The organism is Pseudomonas sp. D1-36, assembly GCF_051132205.1.
Taxonomy (GTDB): domain Bacteria; phylum Pseudomonadota; class Gammaproteobacteria; order Pseudomonadales; family Pseudomonadaceae; genus Aquipseudomonas.
Window position 1 is genome coordinate 4,322,687 of record NZ_CP071674.1, and the last position, 18,103, is coordinate 4,340,789.

General features: G+C 61.2%; 15 protein-coding genes. 1 reads left to right on the forward strand and 14 read right to left on the reverse strand.

Annotation, left to right across the window (positions count from 1 at the left end; genetic code table 11):
* Positions 1-106: 106 nt before the first annotated feature.
* From J3P76_RS19190 to zwf, 3 genes are read right to left on the reverse strand one after another with little or no spacing between them, the layout of a single operon-like run.
* Positions 107-772 carry a bifunctional 4-hydroxy-2-oxoglutarate aldolase/2-dehydro-3-deoxy-phosphogluconate aldolase gene (locus J3P76_RS19190; protein ID WP_283556083.1) on the reverse strand — a complete coding sequence of 222 codons (666 nt, stop codon included), beginning with the start codon at positions 770-772 and terminating at the stop codon, positions 107-109.
* Between the two features lie 17 nt (positions 773-789).
* Positions 790-1,503, reverse strand: a complete 714-nt coding sequence (gene pgl / locus J3P76_RS19195; RefSeq protein WP_434609978.1) for a 6-phosphogluconolactonase — start codon at positions 1,501-1,503, stop codon at positions 790-792.
* Entirely contained in the window at positions 1,490-2,962 is a 1,473-nt protein-coding gene (zwf, locus tag J3P76_RS19200; RefSeq protein ID WP_434562672.1) for a glucose-6-phosphate dehydrogenase, read from the reverse strand. The genes pgl and zwf overlap by 14 nt, the downstream gene beginning before the upstream one ends.
* A gap of 196 nt (positions 2,963-3,158) precedes the next feature.
* On the opposite strand from zwf, the gene J3P76_RS19205 reads away from it, so the two are divergent.
* Entirely contained in the window at positions 3,159-4,019 is an 861-nt protein-coding gene (locus J3P76_RS19205; protein WP_181289374.1) for a MurR/RpiR family transcriptional regulator, read from the forward strand.
* 140 nt (positions 4,020-4,159) lie between these two features.
* On the opposite strand, the gene J3P76_RS19210 is transcribed toward J3P76_RS19205, so the two are convergent.
* The 11 genes from J3P76_RS19210 to edd all read right to left on the reverse strand — a co-directional run bounded on the left by J3P76_RS19210 (position 4,160) and on the right by edd (position 17,907).
* Positions 4,160-5,014: a D-hexose-6-phosphate mutarotase gene (locus J3P76_RS19210; RefSeq protein ID WP_434701134.1), complete on the reverse strand. Its 855-nt coding sequence runs from the start codon at positions 5,012-5,014 to the stop codon at positions 4,160-4,162.
* Positions 5,015-5,299: 285 nt separating this feature from the next.
* A complete protein-coding gene (locus J3P76_RS19215; protein ID WP_420764400.1) occupies positions 5,300-6,646 on the reverse strand; it encodes a carbohydrate porin in 1,347 nt (448 codons plus the stop codon).
* 130 nt (positions 6,647-6,776) lie between these two features.
* Positions 6,777-7,937, reverse strand: a complete 1,161-nt coding sequence (locus tag J3P76_RS19220; protein ID WP_434650153.1) for an ABC transporter ATP-binding protein — start codon at positions 7,935-7,937, stop codon at positions 6,777-6,779.
* Positions 7,938-7,939: 2 nt separating this feature from the next.
* Complete coding sequence (locus J3P76_RS19225) at positions 7,940-8,779, reverse strand: carbohydrate ABC transporter permease (RefSeq protein WP_420764398.1); 840 nt, start codon at positions 8,777-8,779, stop codon at positions 7,940-7,942.
* Positions 8,772-9,680 (reverse strand): carbohydrate ABC transporter permease, encoded by a 909-nt coding sequence (locus tag J3P76_RS19230; RefSeq protein WP_030139360.1) that lies wholly within the window; start codon positions 9,678-9,680, stop codon positions 8,772-8,774. Before J3P76_RS19230 ends, J3P76_RS19225 begins: the two co-directional genes overlap by 8 nt.
* 140 nt (positions 9,681-9,820) lie before the next feature.
* On the reverse strand, positions 9,821-11,122 hold the full coding sequence (locus tag J3P76_RS19235; RefSeq protein WP_420764397.1) for an ABC transporter substrate-binding protein: 1,302 nt from the start codon (positions 11,120-11,122) through the stop codon (positions 9,821-9,823).
* 115 nt (positions 11,123-11,237) lie between these two features.
* The gene (locus J3P76_RS19240; protein WP_434628334.1) at positions 11,238-12,497 is read right to left on the reverse strand and encodes an AGE family epimerase/isomerase; all 1,260 of its coding nucleotides are present in this window, start codon (positions 12,495-12,497) and stop codon (positions 11,238-11,240) included.
* Between the two features lie 254 nt (positions 12,498-12,751).
* Entirely contained in the window at positions 12,752-14,221 is a 1,470-nt protein-coding gene (locus J3P76_RS19245) for an ATP-binding protein (RefSeq protein ID WP_420764395.1), read from the reverse strand.
* Positions 14,211-14,942 (reverse strand): response regulator, encoded by a 732-nt coding sequence (locus J3P76_RS19250; protein ID WP_420764394.1) that lies wholly within the window; start codon positions 14,940-14,942, stop codon positions 14,211-14,213. Before J3P76_RS19250 ends, J3P76_RS19245 begins: the two co-directional genes overlap by 11 nt.
* Before the next feature lie 182 nt (positions 14,943-15,124).
* Entirely contained in the window at positions 15,125-16,084 is a 960-nt protein-coding gene (locus tag J3P76_RS19255; RefSeq protein WP_420764393.1) for a glucokinase, read from the reverse strand.
* Positions 16,081-17,907 carry a phosphogluconate dehydratase gene (edd, locus tag J3P76_RS19260; RefSeq protein ID WP_434650150.1) on the reverse strand — a complete coding sequence of 609 codons (1,827 nt, stop codon included), beginning with the start codon at positions 17,905-17,907 and terminating at the stop codon, positions 16,081-16,083. The genes J3P76_RS19255 and edd overlap by 4 nt, the downstream gene beginning before the upstream one ends.
* Between the last annotated feature and the right edge of the window lie 196 nt (positions 17,908-18,103).

Sequence of the window (18,103 nt, forward strand, 5' to 3'; positions counted from 1 at the left end):
TCCCTGGCCACGGGGATCTGCAGCCAAATAACAGGCAAAAAAAAACGGTGCGCCGACCAAGCGCACCGTAAAGCCGTAGAACACACAACGAAGTTCGGTAGGACGATCAGTCCAGCAGCGCCAATGCCTCGGCGGTGCATTCCTGGATGCGGGCCCAGTCGCCGTTCTTGATCCACTCCGGATCGAGCATCCAGCTCCCGCCTACGCACATCACGTTTTTCAACGCCATGTAACTTTTGATATTGGCCGGGCTCACGCCGCCGGTCGGACAGAATTTCACTTCGCCGAACGGCCCGCCCAATGCCTTGATGGCAGCAACGCCACCGCTGACTTCCGCCGGGAACAACTTGAAGCGGCGATAGCCCAGGCCATAACCTTCCATGATGCCCGAGGCATTGCTGATCCCCGGCAGCAACGGAATCGGACTCTGGACGCTGGCTTCCAACAGATCCCGAGTGATACCCGGCGTCACGATGAATTGCGAACCGGCAGCCTCGGCGGCGGCCAGCATGTGGCGATCGAGCACCGTGCCGGCACCGGTCACCAGCTCTGGGCGCTGCTCGCGAAGGACCTGAATGGCCTTGAGCCCGTATTGCGAGCGCAAGGTCACTTCCAGTGCCGTCAGGCCACCGGCGGCCAGGGCATCGGCCAGCGGCAGGATGTCCTGTTCACGCGCGATGGTAATCACCGGCAGGATCCGCGCCTTGGCGCAGAGGCTGTCGATCAGCGTCACTTTGTCCGCCATGGAAACGGTCGGGGATGGGTTTGTCATAGCGGCTGATCCTTGGTTCATGGGCACCAGTAAATCTCTAACGTAGGTTGCAGAAATGCGCGGATCGGCATCTCGGCGACATCGTCACCAGACACCGCGGCATTCAGGGTGGTCAGTTTCGATTGACCGGAAATAGACAGCACTTTGTGCCTGGCCGACGCCAGCAAGGCGCGGCTCATGGTCAGGCGTTGGTGTGGGACCGTCGGCGCGAGCATCGGCCAGCAGCGGCGAGCACCATTCTTATCCAGGGCCTCGGCCAGATTCGGGCTGTCGGGAAACAGCGACGCGGTATGCCCGTCATCGCCCATGCCCAGTATCAGCACGTCGATCGGCGGCAGCTCGGCGAGCAGGCGATCCGCCTGCTCGGCGGCGGCTTCCAGATTGGCGCTGGCGCTGTAGAGGCTTAGGAACTGGGCCTTGGCCGCAGCCCCTTGAAGCAGATAACGCTTGAGCAGGCCGGCGTTGCTGTCGGCATGTTCAACCGGCACCCAGCGCTCATCGGCCAGGCTCACCACCACGTTCGACCAGTCCAGCGCCTGCTTGGCCAGATGCTGGAAAAACGCCACCGGGCTACGACCGCCGGACACCACCAAGGTCGCCGCGCCTTTGGCATCGATCGCGGCGCGCAATTGCTCCGCCACGTTCACCGCCAATTTTTCCGCAAGCACCACTGGGCTCTTGAACTCCAGGGCAGTGACACCCTGGGGCAGTTTCAATTCAGATATCGCCATACCATGACCTCCCATCCCGCGTGATCAGTGCAATGGAGCTCATCGGCCCCCATGACCCAGCGGCATAAGGCTTGGGCGCATCGCCAGACTTCTTCCAGCCGGCGATCAACTGGTCACACCACGTCCACGCGGCTTCGATTTCATCTTTACGAACAAACAGGTTCTGATTGCCGTTCATGACTTCCAGCAACAACCGCTCGTAGGCATCGGGAATCCGTGCGCTGCGGTAGGTGTCGGAAAAGTTGAGTTGCAGCGGACCGCTGCGCAACTGCATGCCCTTGTCCAGGCCCTGCTCCTTGGTCATTACCCGCAAGGAAATCCCTTCGTCCGGTTGCAGGCGGATGATCAGTTTGTTGCTGATCTGCAAGCGCTGCTCGGGGGCGAAGATGTAGTGGGACGGTTCCTTGAAGTGAATCACGATCTGCGACAGCTTCTGCGGCATGCGCTTGCCGGTGCGCAGGTAGAACGGCACCCCGGCCCAGCGCCAGTTGCGGATATCGGCGCGCAGGGCAACGAAGGTCTCGGTGTCGCTCTGGGTATTGGAATTCGGCTCTTCGAGGTAGCCGGGCACCGCCTTGCCTTCGCTGTGGCCGGCGATGTACTGGCCACGCACCACCTGGGTGGTCAGGCCTTCCGGACTGATCGGCGCCAAGGCCTTGAGCACCTTGACCTTCTCGTCACGGATGCTGTCGGCGGAAAGGTCCGCCGGGGGGTCCATGGCGATCAGGCACAACAGCTGCAGCAGGTGGTTCTGGATCATGTCCCGCAGTTGGCCGGCCTTGTCGAAATAGCCCCAGCGCCCTTCGATCCCGACCTTCTCGGCCACGGTGATTTCCACGTGGGAAATGTAATTCTGGTTCCACTGGGTTTCGAACAGGCTGTTGGCGAACCGCAGCGCGATCAGGTTCTGTACCGTTTCCTTGCCCAGATAATGGTCGATGCGGTAAGTGCGGTTCTCCGGAAAGAACTGCGCCACGGCGTCGTTCACCTTGCGCGACGATTCGAGGTCCGAACCGATGGGCTTTTCCAGCACCACACGGGTGTTTTCGCTGAGGCCGACTTTCGCCAGGTTCTCGCAAATCGCGCCGTAGACCGCCGCCGGCGTGGCGAAATAGGCAATGACTTGTTGCTGCGTCAGCCCGACCTGCTCGGCAAGCGCGACGTAATCGTCCGCCTTGAGAAAATCCACGTGCAGGTACGTCAGCCGCGCCAGGAAGCGTTCGATCACGGATTCGTCGAGGTCTTTATCACCGACGTAACGCCGCAGTTCGGTGGTGATGAACGCCAGATGCTGTTGTTCGCTGCCCGGTTCACGGGCCAGCGCCAGGATCCGCGTGTCTTCGTGCAACAAGCCGGCGCCATCGAGCTGGTAAAGGGCAGGAAACAGCTTGCGTAGCGCCAGGTCGCCCAACGCGCCGAACAAGGCAAAAGTACACGGTTCAACCGTAATCGAATGCATGATGTTTGTTCTTTTATCAAGTTAAGCTACAAATACCTTTTTTCAAGGCATCACTCAAGGAAAAATGTAGTAATAACTACAACATTTTCCGAAAATACCGATTCCGAGTGGTGGTCCGTCGGAGCCATCAGTAGGATAGGCCACCGCAAAGGGTCGTATCAAAGACCCGTCTCTCTAGGAATCCTGTATGGACCGCGTGCGAAATCTACTGGAGCAGATCCAGAGTCGCCTGGAAGACCTGAACAAGGCCGAACGCAAGGTGGCCGAGGTGATCCTGCTCAACCCACAGCAGGCTACCCGCTTCAGCATTGCCGCCCTCGCCCAGGCGGCCTCGGTCAGCGAACCGACCGTCAACCGCTTTTGCCGCTCGTTCGGCGTGAGCGGTTACCCGGAACTCAAGCTGCAACTAGCCCAAAGCCTGGCCAGCGGCGCGGCTTATGTCAGCCGCGCAGTGGAAGCCGACGACAACCCTGAAGCCTACACCCAGAAAATCTTTGGCAGCGCCATTGCCTCATTGGACAGTGCCTGCCAGGCCCTTGATCCAAATTTGATCAGCCGCGCGGTCGACCTGCTGATCCAGGCCCGGCAGATCCACTTCTTCGGCCTCGGCGCCTCGGCTCCGGTGGCGCTGGATGCCCAGCACAAGTTTTTCCGGTTCAACCTGGCAGTGACCGCCCACGCCGACGTGCTGATGCAACGCATGATCGCCTCGGTGGCCCATACCGGTGAGTTGTTCGTGATCATTTCCTACACCGGTCGTACCCGCGAACTGGTGGAAGTAGCGCGTATCGCCCGGGAAAACGGCGCATCGGTACTCGGCCTGACCGCCGAGGGCTCGCCACTGGCCAAGGCCAGCACCTTGAGCCTCAATATTCCGCTGCCCGAAGACACCGATATCTACATGCCGATGACTTCGCGAATCATCCAGCTCACCGTACTGGACGTGCTCGCCACCGGCATGACCCTGCGCCGCGGGGTGGACTTCCAGCCGCACCTGCGCAAGATCAAGGAAAGCCTCAATGCCAGCCGGTATCCGGTTGGGGATGAGTTCAACTGATTCGATCCGGAACACTTGGTGCATGACAGGTCGTCATCGCGAGCAAGCTCGCTCCCACAGGGGTTTTGTGAACGCCAGAGAACCAGTGTGGGAGCGAGCTCGCTCGCGATGACGGCAGCCGCCACACCGTAGATCCAGAGCTAAGCCCCTACCCGCGCCTGCAAACTCAAATGCGCCCGCTCCCCGGGCGCCAGGCTCAGGCTGTCGGTGCCGCCACTGGCCGCTTCGACGCAAACGAACTCGTTGACCTCATCCCAGCTCACGCCCAGCAACGGCCGTGTACCGGGATGCCACACCACCGTGTCGGCGCTTTCACCGGTGTCGATGCACAATTCCCGCTGCCAGGCGTGATCCTTGAGCTGCAACTCTCCTTCATGCTGGAACACTCGCTGACAGCCGCCCTCGACCCGCAACTCGCCTTCCTGCCGGCAAACCGCACGGTTCAATTGGTCGTAACCTTGCGCGCCTTCGAGTCCAGACAGCGCTACCTCGCCAACGTCACCAATGCGCCAATAGGCATGCAAGGCCTGGCTCAATTGGCAAGGCAGGCTGTCTTGATGCTCGGTGCTCAAGCGCAATTCCATGCGGTCGCCCAAGTCGGCATGCAGGTCCACTTGCCAGTCGCACAGCTGCAATTGCCAATGCAGATGCACGCCAACGTCATCGCTGGCGCTGTCGAGCAACTTCCAATCGATCAGCCGCGCCCAACCATGAGACGGCCAGGCATTTTCACTCGGATGGCGGCCATACCAAGGCCAACACACCGGTACCCCGCCGCGTATCGCGCCGACCTGGGGCCACTTGGCCGCGCACCACAGCCAAGGTTTCTGGCCTCGCGGCTGGAAGTGCAACAACTGCGCACCCTGGCGGCTGAAAACCGCTTGGCACAACGGATGGTCAATAACCAAGACGTCGCGCTGCTGATAGCGCTCCCACGCAAACACCGGACGCTCGCGCAAGGATCTGAAAAAGCGTTGTAGCGGATGCTCATGCATGGGCTGTAGTCCTGGGAATCACTGAACTCTCAATTGATGCGACAGTTTTGGTGGCGAGGGGATTTATCCCCGCTGGGGTGCGGAGCAGCCCCAAAACAGGTTGCAGATAATCTGCCTGACGCACCGAGTTGGCCAGCTGAGGACTGCTCCGCAGCCCAGCGGGGATAAATCCCCTCGCCACAGGTTCGGCCCCCAACCAAACAATTGATCGCTCCGCAAAAAAAAGCGGACAGCCTTGGCCGTCCGCAAATATGCGCACATAGAGGAGAGCTTATCGCAACAGCGTCAGAACACCGACTGGATTTTCAGGCCGGCCACCAGCGCGTTGTCCACCTCGTCAACACCGCCCGGGTGAGTGACGTATTGCAGGTTCGGACGCACGGTCAGCCAGTTGGTGACGTGGAAGCCGTAGTTGATTTCGTAGTTGTACTCGGTGCTGCGCAACGGCGAAAACAGCGGATCGTCGTAATCGGTCACGCCATTGGCTACGTTGGTCAGATCGGCGTTCTTCTTCACGTCTTCGTTGACATGGATACGGGCGAAGCCGATACCCACGTCATCCTTTGGACGCGCATCGAATGGGCCCTTGTACACGAACATCAGCGACTGGTAGTTGTCGACGATGTTGGTGTCCTTGTCGTGGAAGGTGGCGTTGGCCGCGATGTTCAAGCCGCGCGAAGCGTCACCATTGTGGGTGGTGAGCTGCTGTTGCATGACGAACCAGTAGCCGTCCTTGCTGCTGTGGCTGCGATAGGCGCTGCCGGTGGTTGCGGCGTCGTTGCCGTTGTCGTCCTCACGGACGTCATCGGCCTTGGCCGTGCTCTTGTAGTAACCGACACGGTATTCGCCAGGCAGGTTGTTGAGCTTGGGCGACCAGACCAACTCGACCGGAATCAGCGTACCCTCGGTCCCGCTGCCGCTGAGCTTGTAACGGTTGTTGTTTTCCAGTTGCGAAGGGTTCTGGTTGTACGCACCGATTTGCGCGTAGAGCTCAGGGGTGATGTTGTACTTGAACCGAATCGCTGCCTGCATGATTGGCCAGTTGTACCAGATGCCGGTGGCCCAGTTACCCGCTTGGGAACCGCAGAAGGCCAGGTTCTGGAAGTCGCAAGGGAAAGTGTTGAAATCCTCGCCCACGCCGTAGTAACCGGCCTTGACGTCCAGCTTGCTGTCAAAGTACTTCTGCTTGATCCACAACTGCGTCAGACGCGTGGTTTGGCCGCGGCCCCAGACTTCCTGGGACGAACTGAGCGTGCCGGCACGCGGGTCACCGATACGGTCGTTGGAAATGTTGCGACCATCCCGGCGAGTGAACTGGATCTTGGCTTCGGTATCGTTCCAGCCCGCCAGTTTTTCCAGGTCGAGCGCGACACCCAGGCCAAACTGCTGGGACCAACGCGCAGTCTTGTCATCGTTGTAGCCGCCGTGGAGGTTGGCACCCATCTCACCGACGAAATCGGCCTTGATGTCGATACCCTGCTCGATCAGCTTGGTCCGTTCACCGCCCCAGTCGCCCGTCATCCACTGCGAATCGGCGCTGAACGCGTCGGCAGCGTGCGCGCTACCGGCCAGCATCATCGCCGCAACGGCTGACAACTGGCAGATAAGCTGGGCATTGTTCTTCTTCTTCATCCCTACATCCTCGTCTTTATTGTTATTAACTGTTTTTATCTAACGCGGTTTACAACGATTGCGACGGATGTCCCCACCCGTCGCATACTCCTTCCTGTGGGAGCGGGCTTGCTCCCCCCACACTTGTTCATCACCGGCCTTTGAACTGCGCCACGTTGGCAGGTCGGTCTTCGGCCTGCGGCTGCGCAGCCACGCCCAGGCGTTCGCCGGACTTGGCGTCGAACAGCAGCACTTTCGCTGGGTCGAATTGCAACGTCAGGGTCTCTCCCGGCTGCGGCGCCACGTCTGGCGCCAGGCGGCAGCAGACCTTGGTGTCGTTGAGATTGACGAACACCAGCGTGTCTGGCCCGGTGGGTTCGGTGACCTGCACTTCGGCGCGAATGGCTGGCATGCCGTTCGGCTCGTTGCCGGCCAGCACGATCTGCTCCGGGCGCAAGCCAAGGATCACTTCGCGATCTTCCAGGCCGGCGTCCTGCATGCCCAGCGGCAACTCGCAACGGGCCTGGCCGCTGTCGAGCAAGGCCAGCAGGCGGCCGTCCTTGCGTTGCAGGCGCAGCGGGATGAAGTTCATCGGCGGCGAACCGATGAAGCTTGCCACGAACAGGTTCGCCGGGTTGTTGTAGATGTCCTTCGGCGTGCCGAACTGTTGGATGATCCCGTCCTTCATCACCGCCACTTTGTCGCCCAGGGTCATGGCTTCGATCTGGTCGTGGGTCACGTAGACCGTGGTGGTCTTCAGGCGCTGGTGCATCAGTTTCATTTCGGTGCGCATCTCGACCCGCAGCTTGGCGTCGAGGTTGGACAACGGTTCGTCGAACAGGTAGATCTTCGGCCGCCGCGCCAGGGCCCGCCCCATCGCAACGCGCTGTTGCTGACCACCGGAGAGCTGGCCAGGCTTGCGGTTGAGCAGGTGTTCGATCTGCAACAGCTTGGCGACCCGCGCCACTTCCTCATTGATGTCGGCCTGTTTCATCTTGCGAATCTTCAGGCCGAACTCGATGTTCTCGCGCACGCTCATGGTCGGGTACAGCGCGTAGGACTGGAACACCATGGCGATGTCGCGATCCTTCGGGCTCATGCCGCTGACATCCTGGTCGCCGATCATGATCGCGCCGCCGGTGATGGTCTCGAGGCCGGCGATGCAATTCATCAGGGTCGATTTGCCGCAGCCCGAAGGACCGACCAGGATCAGGAATTCGCCTTCTTTGATCGACAGCTGGATGTCTTTCAAGGTGTCGGGCAGGCCCGCGCCGTAGGTCTTGTTTACATTGCGAAGTTCAAGCGTAGCCATGATTACCCCTTGACCGCGCCAGCCGTGAGGCCGCGCACGAAATACTTGCCTGCGATCACATAGACCAGCAGGGTCGGCAGCCCGGCGATCATCGCCGCCGCCATGTCCACGTTATATTCCTTGGCCCCGGTGCTGGTGTTGACCAGGTTGTTCAGCGCCACCGTGATGGGCTGGGAGTCACCGCTGGAGAACACCACGCCGAACAGGAAGTCATTCCAGATCTGCGTGAACTGCCAGATGAGGCAGACCATGATGATCGGCGTCGACATCGGCAGGATGATCCGCCGGAAGATGGTGAAGAACCCGGCGCCATCGAGGCGCGCCGCCTTCACCAGCGCGTCGGGAATACTCACGTAGTAGTTACGGAAGAACAGCGTGGTGAACGCCAGGCCGTAGACGACGTGGACAAACACCAGGCCAGTGGTGGTGCTGGCCAGGCCCATCTTGCCGAGGGTGAACGAGGCCGGCAGCAGCACGGTTTGGAACGGCAGGAAGCAACCGAACAGCAGCAGGCCGAAGAACAACTGCGAGCCACGGAAGCGCCACATCGACAGCACATAACCGTTCAGCGCACCGATGGCCGTGGAAATCAGTACGGCCGGCACGGTGATCTTGATCGAGTTCCAGAAATAACCGTTGACCGTCGCCCAGGCCTTGACCCAGCCGATGCCGCTGACCACGGTCGGCCAGCTCAACAGGTTGCCGGTGCTGATGTCTTCCGGCGTCTTGAAGCTGGTCAACAGCATGACCACCAACGGCACCAGGTAAAGCAGTACCGCAACAATCAGCACCGCATAGATCGCGATGCGGCTGATGGAAGGTTTCGCAGCGAGACTAGTCATGACGCTTGGCCCTCAGCTCGGAATACAAGTAAGGCACGATGATCGCGAGGATCGCACCGAGCATCAGGATTGCACTGGCCGAGCCCATGCCCATCTGGCCGCGACTGAAGGTGAACGAATACATGAACATGGCAGGCAGGTCGGAGGAATAGCCCGGACCACCGGCCGTCATGGCCGCCACCAAATCGAAGCTCTTGATCGCAATGTGCGCCAGGATCATCACGGCGCTGAAGAACACTGGGCGCAGGCTCGGCAGTACGACTTTCCAGTAGATGCGCGGCATGCTCGCGCCATCGATCTGCGCGGCGCGGATGATCGACTGGTCCACGCCTCGCAGGCCGGCCAGGAACATCGCCATGATGAAGCCCGAGGCCTGCCAAACGGCAGCGATCACCAGGCAATACACCACGCGATCGGGGTCGATCAGCCAGTCCAGGCGGAAGCCTTCCCAACCCCAGTCACGCAACAATTTGTCCAGGCCCATGCCCGGGTTGAGCAGCCACTTCCAAGCGGTACCGGTGACGATCATCGAGAGCGCCATTGGGTACAGGTAAATGGTGCGGATGAAACCTTCGCGGCGAATACGTTGGTCGAGAAACACCGCCAGCAGCACGCCGATGACCAGGGTGATGCCGATGAACATCCCGCCGAACACCGCGAGGTTCTTGCTGGCCACCCACCAGCGGTCGTTGTCCCACAGCCGCGCATACTGAGCCAGGCCCGCCCATTTATAGGTAGGCAGGAAAGTCGACGTCGTGAACGACAGGACGAACGTCCACAGGATGTAGCCATAGAAGCCCACCAGGACGATGAACATGCTCGGCGCCAGCACCAGTTTTGGTAGCCAGCGCTGCAATGCATCGAAAGGCGAGGCCTTGCTGAACACAGCAACAGAACTCATGGGGAAATCCAGTACCAGGAAAAACTACAAGTTTGTTCCTTGTGGGAGCGAGCCTGCTCGCGATGGCGTCGTATCAGCTCATGCACTGCTGCCTGACACTATGCTTTCGCGAGCAGGCTCGCTTCCACAGGGGTTAGCGGTTACTTCGCAGACTGAACCGCTGCGCCAAGTTTCTTGGCTGCGTCGGCCGGGTCGGCTTTCGGGTCGTTGATGTAGTTGGTCACGACGTCAAAGAACGCGCCTTGCACGGCCAGCGTGGTCGCCATGTTGTGCGCCATGCTCGGTTGCAGGCCGCCGTTCTTGGCGTCCGCCAGGAAGTCCTTGGCGGCGGTCTGGGCGCAGGAGTCGAAACCGTACTTGCCCATGTCGGCCAGCATGTCGTTACGCACCGGGATCGAACCCTTGTTGATGCTGAAGACTTTCTGGAAGTTCTCACCCAGCACGACCTTGGCGATGTCCTGCTGGCCCGCCGCAGTGCCTGCATCCTTCTGCTTGAACACCGCCAGGGAGTCGATGTTGTAGGTGAAGGCCTTCTCGGTACCCGGGAACGCTACGCACTCGTAGTCCTTGCCGGCGACTTTCTTCGCGGCAGTCCACTCGCTCTTGGCCCAGTCACCCATGATCTGCATGCCGGCCTTGCCATTGATGACCTTGGCCGCTTCCAGGTTCCAGTCCTGGCCCTTGCCATCGGCGTCCATGTAGGTCGCGACTTTCTTCAGCTCGGTCAGCGCCTTGACCATTTCCGGGCCGGTCAACGCTTTGTTGTCCAGGTCGACCAGTGCTTTCTTGTAGCCATCAGCGCCCATGACCGAGAGCACCACCGCTTCGAACACGGTGCTGTCCTGCCAAGGCTGGCCACCGTGGGCCAGGGGGATGAAGCCCGCGGCCTTGAGCTTGTCGCCGGCGGCGTAGAATTCTTCGAGGGTGGTTGGATTCTTGGTGATACCGGCTTTCTTGAAGACTTCAGGGTTGATCCACAGCCAGTTGACGCGGTGGATGTTCACCGGCACGGCGACGTAGTCACCTTCGTACTTCACGGTATCGGAGACTTTCTTGTCGAGCAGGCTGTCCCACTTTTCTGCCTTGGAAACGTCCTTGAGGACGTCGGTGTCGAGCAGGCCGGTGGTCGCCCATTCCTGGATGTCCGGGCCCTTGATCTGGGCAACGCCCGGTGGGTTGCCGGCCACGGCGCGGCTCTTGAGCACGGTCATGGCGGTAGAACCGCCACCGCCGGCGACGGCGCCGTCCTTCCAGGTAAAACCGTCTTTTTCTACTTGAGCCTTGAGCACATCGACCGCGGCTTTTTCACCGCCCGACGTCCACCAGTGGACGACTTCCACGGAACCTTTCGATTCGGCGGCCAGGGCGCTGACAGGGAATGCTGCGACGGGAAGCAAGGAAGCAAGAGAAATGACAGTAGCGAGGCGAGAAATCGCATTCATCTAGAAGTACCTTCTTGTTGTTATGCATGCAAGTCTGGTGCTTGCGCTGCATGGATTCTAATCAGGGGTTATCCCTTCGCAGGTAACGAAGGGACGTGGATATGTCACGACATGGTTACACAGGTGCAGGATCGGACAACCGCGCCAAGGCTGACGCCATGCTCGGGGCCAACGGCAGACGAGGGATCAACACCGCTTGCCAGGCATGATAAAGGTCCGGCTTGCCCGGCCAGATGTCGGCGCTGGGGCGGTTCTGCGGGTCGAGCTCGTGATGCCAGCTGCCGTTGCAGCGATCGATGAAATGTTTGTCACAAAATTCCCAGAAGCGTCGGTACCACGCTTCGTATCGAGCCTCGTCGGTACGTTTGAGCAAGGCACTGGCCGCCGCTGCCGCTTCGGCATGCACCCAGTGCAGGCGATGGCGAACCACGGCGCGATTGTCCCAGTCCAGCGTGTAAACGATGCCCGGGGCGCCGTCGACGTTCCAGCCATGGCGGCAGTTCTGGTCGAACAGTTTCTGAGCGTCCTGGGCCAGCCAGCCCGGCGTCAGCATGCCGATCTGCACGCGCGCGGCCTCGAGGTGCAACAACAGCCGCGCCCATTCGAAACCATGGCCAGGGGTGGTGCCGTAGGGACGAAACCCATCTGCCGGGTTGTCGTGGTTGTACTCGCGCAGCGGCTGCCAGTCGCGGTCGAAATGCTCGACGACCATGTAGTCGTTGGCGGCCGCGTGACCATGGATCACCCGCTCGACGATACGCAACGCGCGAGCCAGCCAGCGCGGATCGTCCGTGGCATCGGCGAGGGCGAGGAAGGCTTCGGTGCCGTGCATGTTGCTGTTGGCGCCGCGATAGGCCTCTTCTTCTGACCAGTCGCGGTTGAAGGATTCACGCAGGGCACCCTCCTCCTCGCACCAGAAATGTTCGTCGATGACCCGCACCGCCTCCTTGAGCAGTGCCTCGGCGTCAGGGCGCTGGGCCACGACCGCAGAGCTGGCTGCCAGGGCAACGAAAGCATGCAGGTAAGCGGCTTTTCCAGTCTCGTTTTCAGCCGGATCGGTCTTGGCGAACCAACCGCCATGCTCGGCATCGCGCAGCGGCCCCATGAGCGCCTGTACGCCATGGTCAACCAGCTCGGCGAACCCCGGCAGGCCTTGGATGTGGGCCATGGCGAAGCTGTGGGTCATGCGCGCGGTATTCATGGTTTCGGCCCGGGCATCGGCCGGCAGGCGGCCCAATTCGTCCAGGTTGCCAAAGCCGTCCGGCAGCTTGGAGGCCTTGGCGAACGTCAGCAGACGCAAGCCTTCTGCGGCAAGCCATTGCTGGTGGGCGGGCGCATTCAGCCAACTGCTGAACGCCGGTTGGAAGGTGTCCATCGAGATACCTTTTTTGTTGTTTTGACGCAGGGAGTCTAAACAAGGGAGGGTTGACGGCAGGTAACGAAAGGGGCGAGTTATGTCACCGAGTTGTGACATTGGCATGGATATGTGTTGAAGCGATGGGCGCCTCCGTCGGAACGCCGCCCGGAGCAGGCTCGCTCCCACATTGGACTTCATTGACGCGCATATCCTGTTTGACGCAGATCCCTGTGGTAGCGAGCCTGCTCGCGACGAACGATAACGCGGTCTAATCAATCCACGCTGCGAGGCAACTGCAACGTCACCCGCAACCCACCCTCGCGCAGGTTCTGCAAACTCACCTCACCGCCATGGCTGTGGGCAATGTTGCGTGCGATACCCAGCCCCAGGCCGTACCCCTGCTGCTGCCCGGCCAGGCGAAAGTGCGGCTCGAAGACTTGTTCGAGGCGTTGTTCCGGTACGCCCGGGCCTTCGTCATCGACGTGCAGAATGAACGCCGACTCATCATCATCGATGTGCAAATGGGCTCTCTGGCCGTATTTCAAGGCGTTGTCGATCAGGTTGCCGATGCACCGCTTGAGGGCCAGCGGCTTGCCGGGATACGGCGCCAGCGCCCGGCCATCCTGGGTCACTCGGCCGTTGCCGTTGGGCGCCAGATAAGGCTCTACCAGGCAATCCAGCACATGGTTGAGGTCCACCGGCTCGATGTTTTCGTGGATGTCGGTGTCCTTCACACATTGCAGCGCCCCCTTGACCAACAGCTCCAGCTCATCCAGGTCTCGGCCGAACTTGGCTTGCAGGTTTTCATCCTCCAGCAGCTCGACCCGCAACCGCAGCCGGGTAATCGGCGTGCGCAGATCGTGGGAGATGGCGCTGAACAACTGGCTGCGCTCGGTCAAATAGCGGCTGATGCGCTCGCGCATGGCATTGAAAGCCCGGCCCACCTCCACCACTTCGCTGCCGCCACCCTCGGCCACCGGTTCCACTTCGGCACCGAGGGACATGTCCCGCGCCGCTCGGGCCAGGCGTTTCAATGGTCGGCTCTGCCAATGCACCAACAAGCCGATGAACAACAGCAACAGGCTGCTGGTGAGCACGATGAAGCCCACCTGCTGCTTGGGCAGATCCTGCTCTTCGAGGCTGGTATAGGGTTCGGGCAGCAGCGAGGCGATGTAAAGCCATTCACCCGGCGCCATCTGGATTTGCGTGACCAAGACCGGCGGATTCACCGGCTCAAGCGTCAAGGCGTAATGGGCCCATGATCGCGGCAGCTCGTCGAGCTTGAGCCCGCCGTTGAAAATCCGCAGGTCTTCAGGGCTGACGAATTTGACCGAGATGTCGGCGCTGCTGCCCAGGGAGCGCCGCAGCACGTCATCCACGGCCTGGAGCACCGCCAGCTTTCGCGGCGTCACGGGCAGCACGTCCATGCCCAGCGGCTTGTCATTGAGGGTGACGACAAAGCGTGTGCCGCCCATGCTGCGCAACTGGTCCAGCACCAGGGGCCGGTACGCCACCGGCAGCGAGCGCAGATAACTGACAGTGGCGGTCATCGAATGGGCAAGGCTGCGCGCGCTGGTGACCAGGCCTTCAAGCTGGGTGGCGCGCAATTGGGAGACCCAGATCAGACTGGACAGCGTCTGGGCGAACAGCACCACCAGTAGCGTCAGCAGCAGCATCCGCCCCAGCAACGAGCGTGGCACGGGCACCCGGCGCACGACTTTCCTGATCGCTTCAGTGACCATTGCTGGCAACCACACTGGCCGCCAGTTGATAACCACTGCCGCGCACCGTGCGGATCAACCGCGGCGGCTTTTCCGTGTCGCGCAGGCGCTGGCGCAGGCGACTGACCGCCATGTCGACGATCCGGTCCAAGGGCATCAGTTCGCGCCCACGCGTGGCGTTGCCGATGGTGTCACGGTCGAGGATTTCCTGAGGGTGGTCGAGGAACAACTTGAGCAGGGCAAAATCAGCACCGGAGAGAATCACCTCTTCACCGTCGGCGTGGAACAGCCGATGGCTGACCATGTCCAGCCGCCATTCGTCGAAGGCCAGCACGTCGCCGCCCGTCCGCTCCTGGCCGAACTGCGCCCGGCGCAGCAGCGCCTTGATGCGCGCCTGCAATTCACGCGGGCTGAACGGCTTGCCCAGGTAATCATCGGCACCCAATTCCAGGCCAATGACCCGGTCGGCTTCGTCGGAGCTGGCGGTGAGCATGATGATCGGCACATGGGCCTGGCGTGGATGTTCGCGAACCCAGCGGCACAGGCTGAAACCGTCCTCATCGGGCAGCATCACATCGAGGATCACCAGGTCGCTTGGCGCCTCGTTCAAGGCCTGGCGAAACCCGGCGCCATCAGGCGTGGTGCGCACCTGGAAACCCGCACGGCTGAGGTAAGTGTCCAGCAGTTCGCGAATCTCCTGGTCATCGTCGACCAACAAAATCGATTTGTTCACTGCACTCACGGGGCCTCGTCCTTGTTGTGTGGATTGGGGGCGATTATGCCTGATGGCCGGGTTTTACAAACACTACAGAGCCCCTTGTGGGAGCGAGCTTGCTCGCAATAGCGGTGTATCAGTCAATCTCAATGGCGACTGACACTCCATCATCGCGAGCAAGCTCGCTCCCACAGGAGCGGTTTCCAATTTCAAATCGTGGAGGATTGCTCCAACGCCACGCCCGCGCCCATCAGGCCGGAGTATGGCGCCGTCACCAGCCAGACCGGAATACCCTTGAAATAATCGCTCATGCAGCCCTTGTCGGCGAAGGATTTGGCGAAACCGCTTTCGACGAAGAAATCGGCAAACCGCGGGACCACGCCGCCAACGATGTACACGCCGCCACGCCCGCCCACCGTGAGTACGTTGTTGCCGGCCACGCGGCCCAGCCATCGGCAGAACTGCTCGAGCACTTCCAGGGCGATAGGGTCGCCGGCCAGCCCGGCGGCAGTGATCGACTCGGGGGTATCGAGCACCGGGTCATGACCGTCCACCGCGCAAATCGCCCGGTAGACACGGGGCAGGCCGCTGCCGCTCAGGGCGGTTTCGGCGCTGACGTGGCCGATCTCGTTGTAGATGTGCTGCCAGAGCTGGGTCTCGCGCGGACTGCTCATCGGCAGGTCGACATGGCCGCCCTCCCCTGGCAACGCCGCAAAACGGCCCTCGCCCAAGTCCAGCAGCGTACCGACGCCCAGCCCGGTGCCCGGGCCGATCACCACCGCCGGGCGCATCGGCTCCGGCGTGCCCTGGCAGACAACCCGGTACTCATCCGGACGCAAGCAGGTCATGCCCAGGGCCATGGCGGAGAAGTCGTTGACCAGCAACAGTTTCTCCACCTGCAACCTCTGGCAGAACGCCAGGTTGCTCAGGCGCCAGTGATTGTTGGTAAAACGAAACTCATCGCCGCTCACGGGGCCGGCCACCGACAGGCACACCGAACCGATGGCGCCCGGTTTCATTCCCATGCCATTCAAGTAAACCTCGATGGCATCTTCCGGGCAGGCGTAATCCGCTGTCGCCAGCACCTGGATATTCTCCAGGTTGTGGTTCTTCCACAGGGCGAAACGCGCGTTGGTCCCACCGATGTCACCGACCAAAGCCAGTTTCAATTAAGCGTCTCCAAGGCAGAAGTGAAGGCGCTGGCGCCCTGCTCTGCCGAGCTGAAGGCCATGCGCATGAAACCGAACAGCTCGCGACCAGTGCCGATGTTGTTGCCCAACAAGCCCTTGGCCGGTTCGCGCGCGGCGAATTCCTCGGCGTCGACCTTCAGCTCCAAGGTGCCTTTGACGCCATCGACGCGGATGATATCGCCCTCCTGCACCCGCGCCAACGCGCCGCCGACATAAGCTTCAGGGCTGACATGAATGGCCGCCGGGATTTTCCCGGATGCCCCGGACATGCGTCCATCAGTGACCAGCGCCACCTTGAAGCCACGGTCCTGCAGCACGCCGAGGAACGGCGTCATCTTGTGCAGCTCCGGCATGCCGTTGGAGCGCGGGCCCTGGAAGCGCATCACCGCGACAAAATCCTTCTCCAGCAGACCCGCCTTGAACGCATCCGCCAGGTCCTGCTGATCCTGGAAGACCATGGCCGGCGCTTCGACGATCTGGTTTTCCAAGGCCACGGCCGAAACCTTCATGACCCCACGCCCGAGGTTGCCTTCCATCACCCGCAACCCGCCTTCTGGGGAGAAGGCACGGGCCACCGGACGCAGGATGGTTTCGTCGAGGCTTTCGGTCGGGCCGTCGCGCCACACCAGCTCGCCATCCTCCAGGAACGGCTCCTGGGTGTAGCGACTCAGGCCATGGCCGAGCACGGTGTTGACGTTGTCGTGGAGCAGGCCGGCTTCCAGCAATTCGCGGATCAGAAAGGACATGCCGCCCGCCGCCTGGAAGTGGTTGATGTCGGCCTTGCCGTTCGGGTAGACGTGGCTGAGGGTCGGCACCACTTCGGAGAGGTCGGCCATGTCCTGCCAGGTCAGCTGGATGCCCGCCGCCATGGCGATGGCCGGCATGTGCAGGGTGTGGTTGGTGGAACCGCCGGTGGCGTGCAGTGCAACGATGGAGTTGACCAGTGAGCGTTCGTCGACGATTTCGCCGATGGGCATGAAGTTGCCGCTCTGCTTGGTCAGGCGCGTCACCTGGAACGCGGCCTCACGGGTCAACGCATCGCGCAGCGGCGTGTTCGGGTTGACGAACGAAGCGCCCGGCAAATGCAAGCCCATCACTTCCATCAGCAACTGATTGGTGTTGGCGGTGCCGTAGAACGTGCAGGTGCCCGGACTGTGGTAGGACTTCATTTCCGATTCCAGCAGCTCTTCACGGCTGGCCTTGCCCTCGGCGTAGCGCTGGCGTACGTCGGCTTTTTCCTTGTTGGAAATGCCCGAGACCATCGGCCCGCCGGGCACGAAGATCGTCGGCAGATGACCGAAGCGCAGCGCGCCCATCATCAGGCCAGGGACGATTTTGTCGCAGATGCCGAGCATCAGCGCGCCGTCGAACATGTTGTGGGACAACGCCACCGCCGTGGACAGTGCGATCACTTCACGGCTCGGCAAGCTCAGTTCCATCCCCGCCTCACCCTGGGTCACGCCGTCGCACATGGCGGGCGTGCCGCCGGCGAACTGGCCAACCGAGCCGATCTCGCGCAGGGCTTTCTTGATTTGTTCTGGAAATGTTTCGTAGGGCTGGTGGGCCGAGAGCATGTCGTTGTAGGACGACACGATGGCGATGTTGGCGGCGTTCATCATCCGCAGGTGGTGCTTGTCTTCAGTGCCGCAACCGGCCACGCCATGGGCGAAGTTGGCGCACTGCAGCTTGCCGCGCATCGGCCCGTCGCTGGCTGCACCGCGGATCAGTGCAAGGTAAGCCTCGCGCGTAGCGCGACTGCGGGCGATAAGCCGTTCGGTGACCTCAAGTACGCGGGGATGCATGTGTAGAACTCCAGGCTAGCGGGTGTGGCGACCTGATTGTCTATGCTGGTTAAAAGCCCGTTGCACACCCGGTGAAAGACAAGGCGACAAACGGTTTTTGACCAATCGGACCAGTTGATTCAGGTCACTCGTTGTAGATAAAACAAAATATTGCCACTAAAAAGGCTTGTTTTCTATTTTTATGCGAATAATCTTG

Excerpts from the sequence above, each read along its gene's own strand:
- J3P76_RS19190 (WP_283556083.1), bottom strand. The coding sequence starts at position 772 with ATGACAAACCCATCCCCGACCGTTTCCATGGCGGACAAAGTGACGCTG.
- pgl (WP_434609978.1), bottom strand. The coding sequence starts at position 1,503 with ATGGCGATATCTGAATTGAAACTGCCCCAGGGTGTCACTGCCCTGGAG.
- zwf (WP_434562672.1), bottom strand. The coding sequence starts at position 2,962 with ATGCATTCGATTACGGTTGAACCGTGTACTTTTGCCTTGTTCGGCGCG.
- J3P76_RS19210 (WP_434701134.1), bottom strand. The coding sequence starts at position 5,014 with ATGCATGAGCATCCGCTACAACGCTTTTTCAGATCCTTGCGCGAGCGT.
- J3P76_RS19215 (WP_420764400.1), bottom strand. The coding sequence starts at position 6,646 with ATGAAGAAGAAGAACAATGCCCAGCTTATCTGCCAGTTGTCAGCCGTT.
- J3P76_RS19220 (WP_434650153.1), bottom strand. The coding sequence starts at position 7,937 with ATGGCTACGCTTGAACTTCGCAATGTAAACAAGACCTACGGCGCGGGC.
- J3P76_RS19225 (WP_420764398.1), bottom strand. The coding sequence starts at position 8,779 with ATGACTAGTCTCGCTGCGAAACCTTCCATCAGCCGCATCGCGATCTAT.
- J3P76_RS19230 (WP_030139360.1), bottom strand. The coding sequence starts at position 9,680 with ATGAGTTCTGTTGCTGTGTTCAGCAAGGCCTCGCCTTTCGATGCATTG.
- J3P76_RS19235 (WP_420764397.1), bottom strand. The coding sequence starts at position 11,122 with ATGAATGCGATTTCTCGCCTCGCTACTGTCATTTCTCTTGCTTCCTTG.
- J3P76_RS19240 (WP_434628334.1), bottom strand. The coding sequence starts at position 12,497 with ATGGACACCTTCCAACCGGCGTTCAGCAGTTGGCTGAATGCGCCCGCC.
- J3P76_RS19245 (WP_420764395.1), bottom strand. The coding sequence starts at position 14,221 with ATGGTCACTGAAGCGATCAGGAAAGTCGTGCGCCGGGTGCCCGTGCCA.
- edd (WP_434650150.1), bottom strand. The coding sequence starts at position 17,907 with ATGCATCCCCGCGTACTTGAGGTCACCGAACGGCTTATCGCCCGCAGT.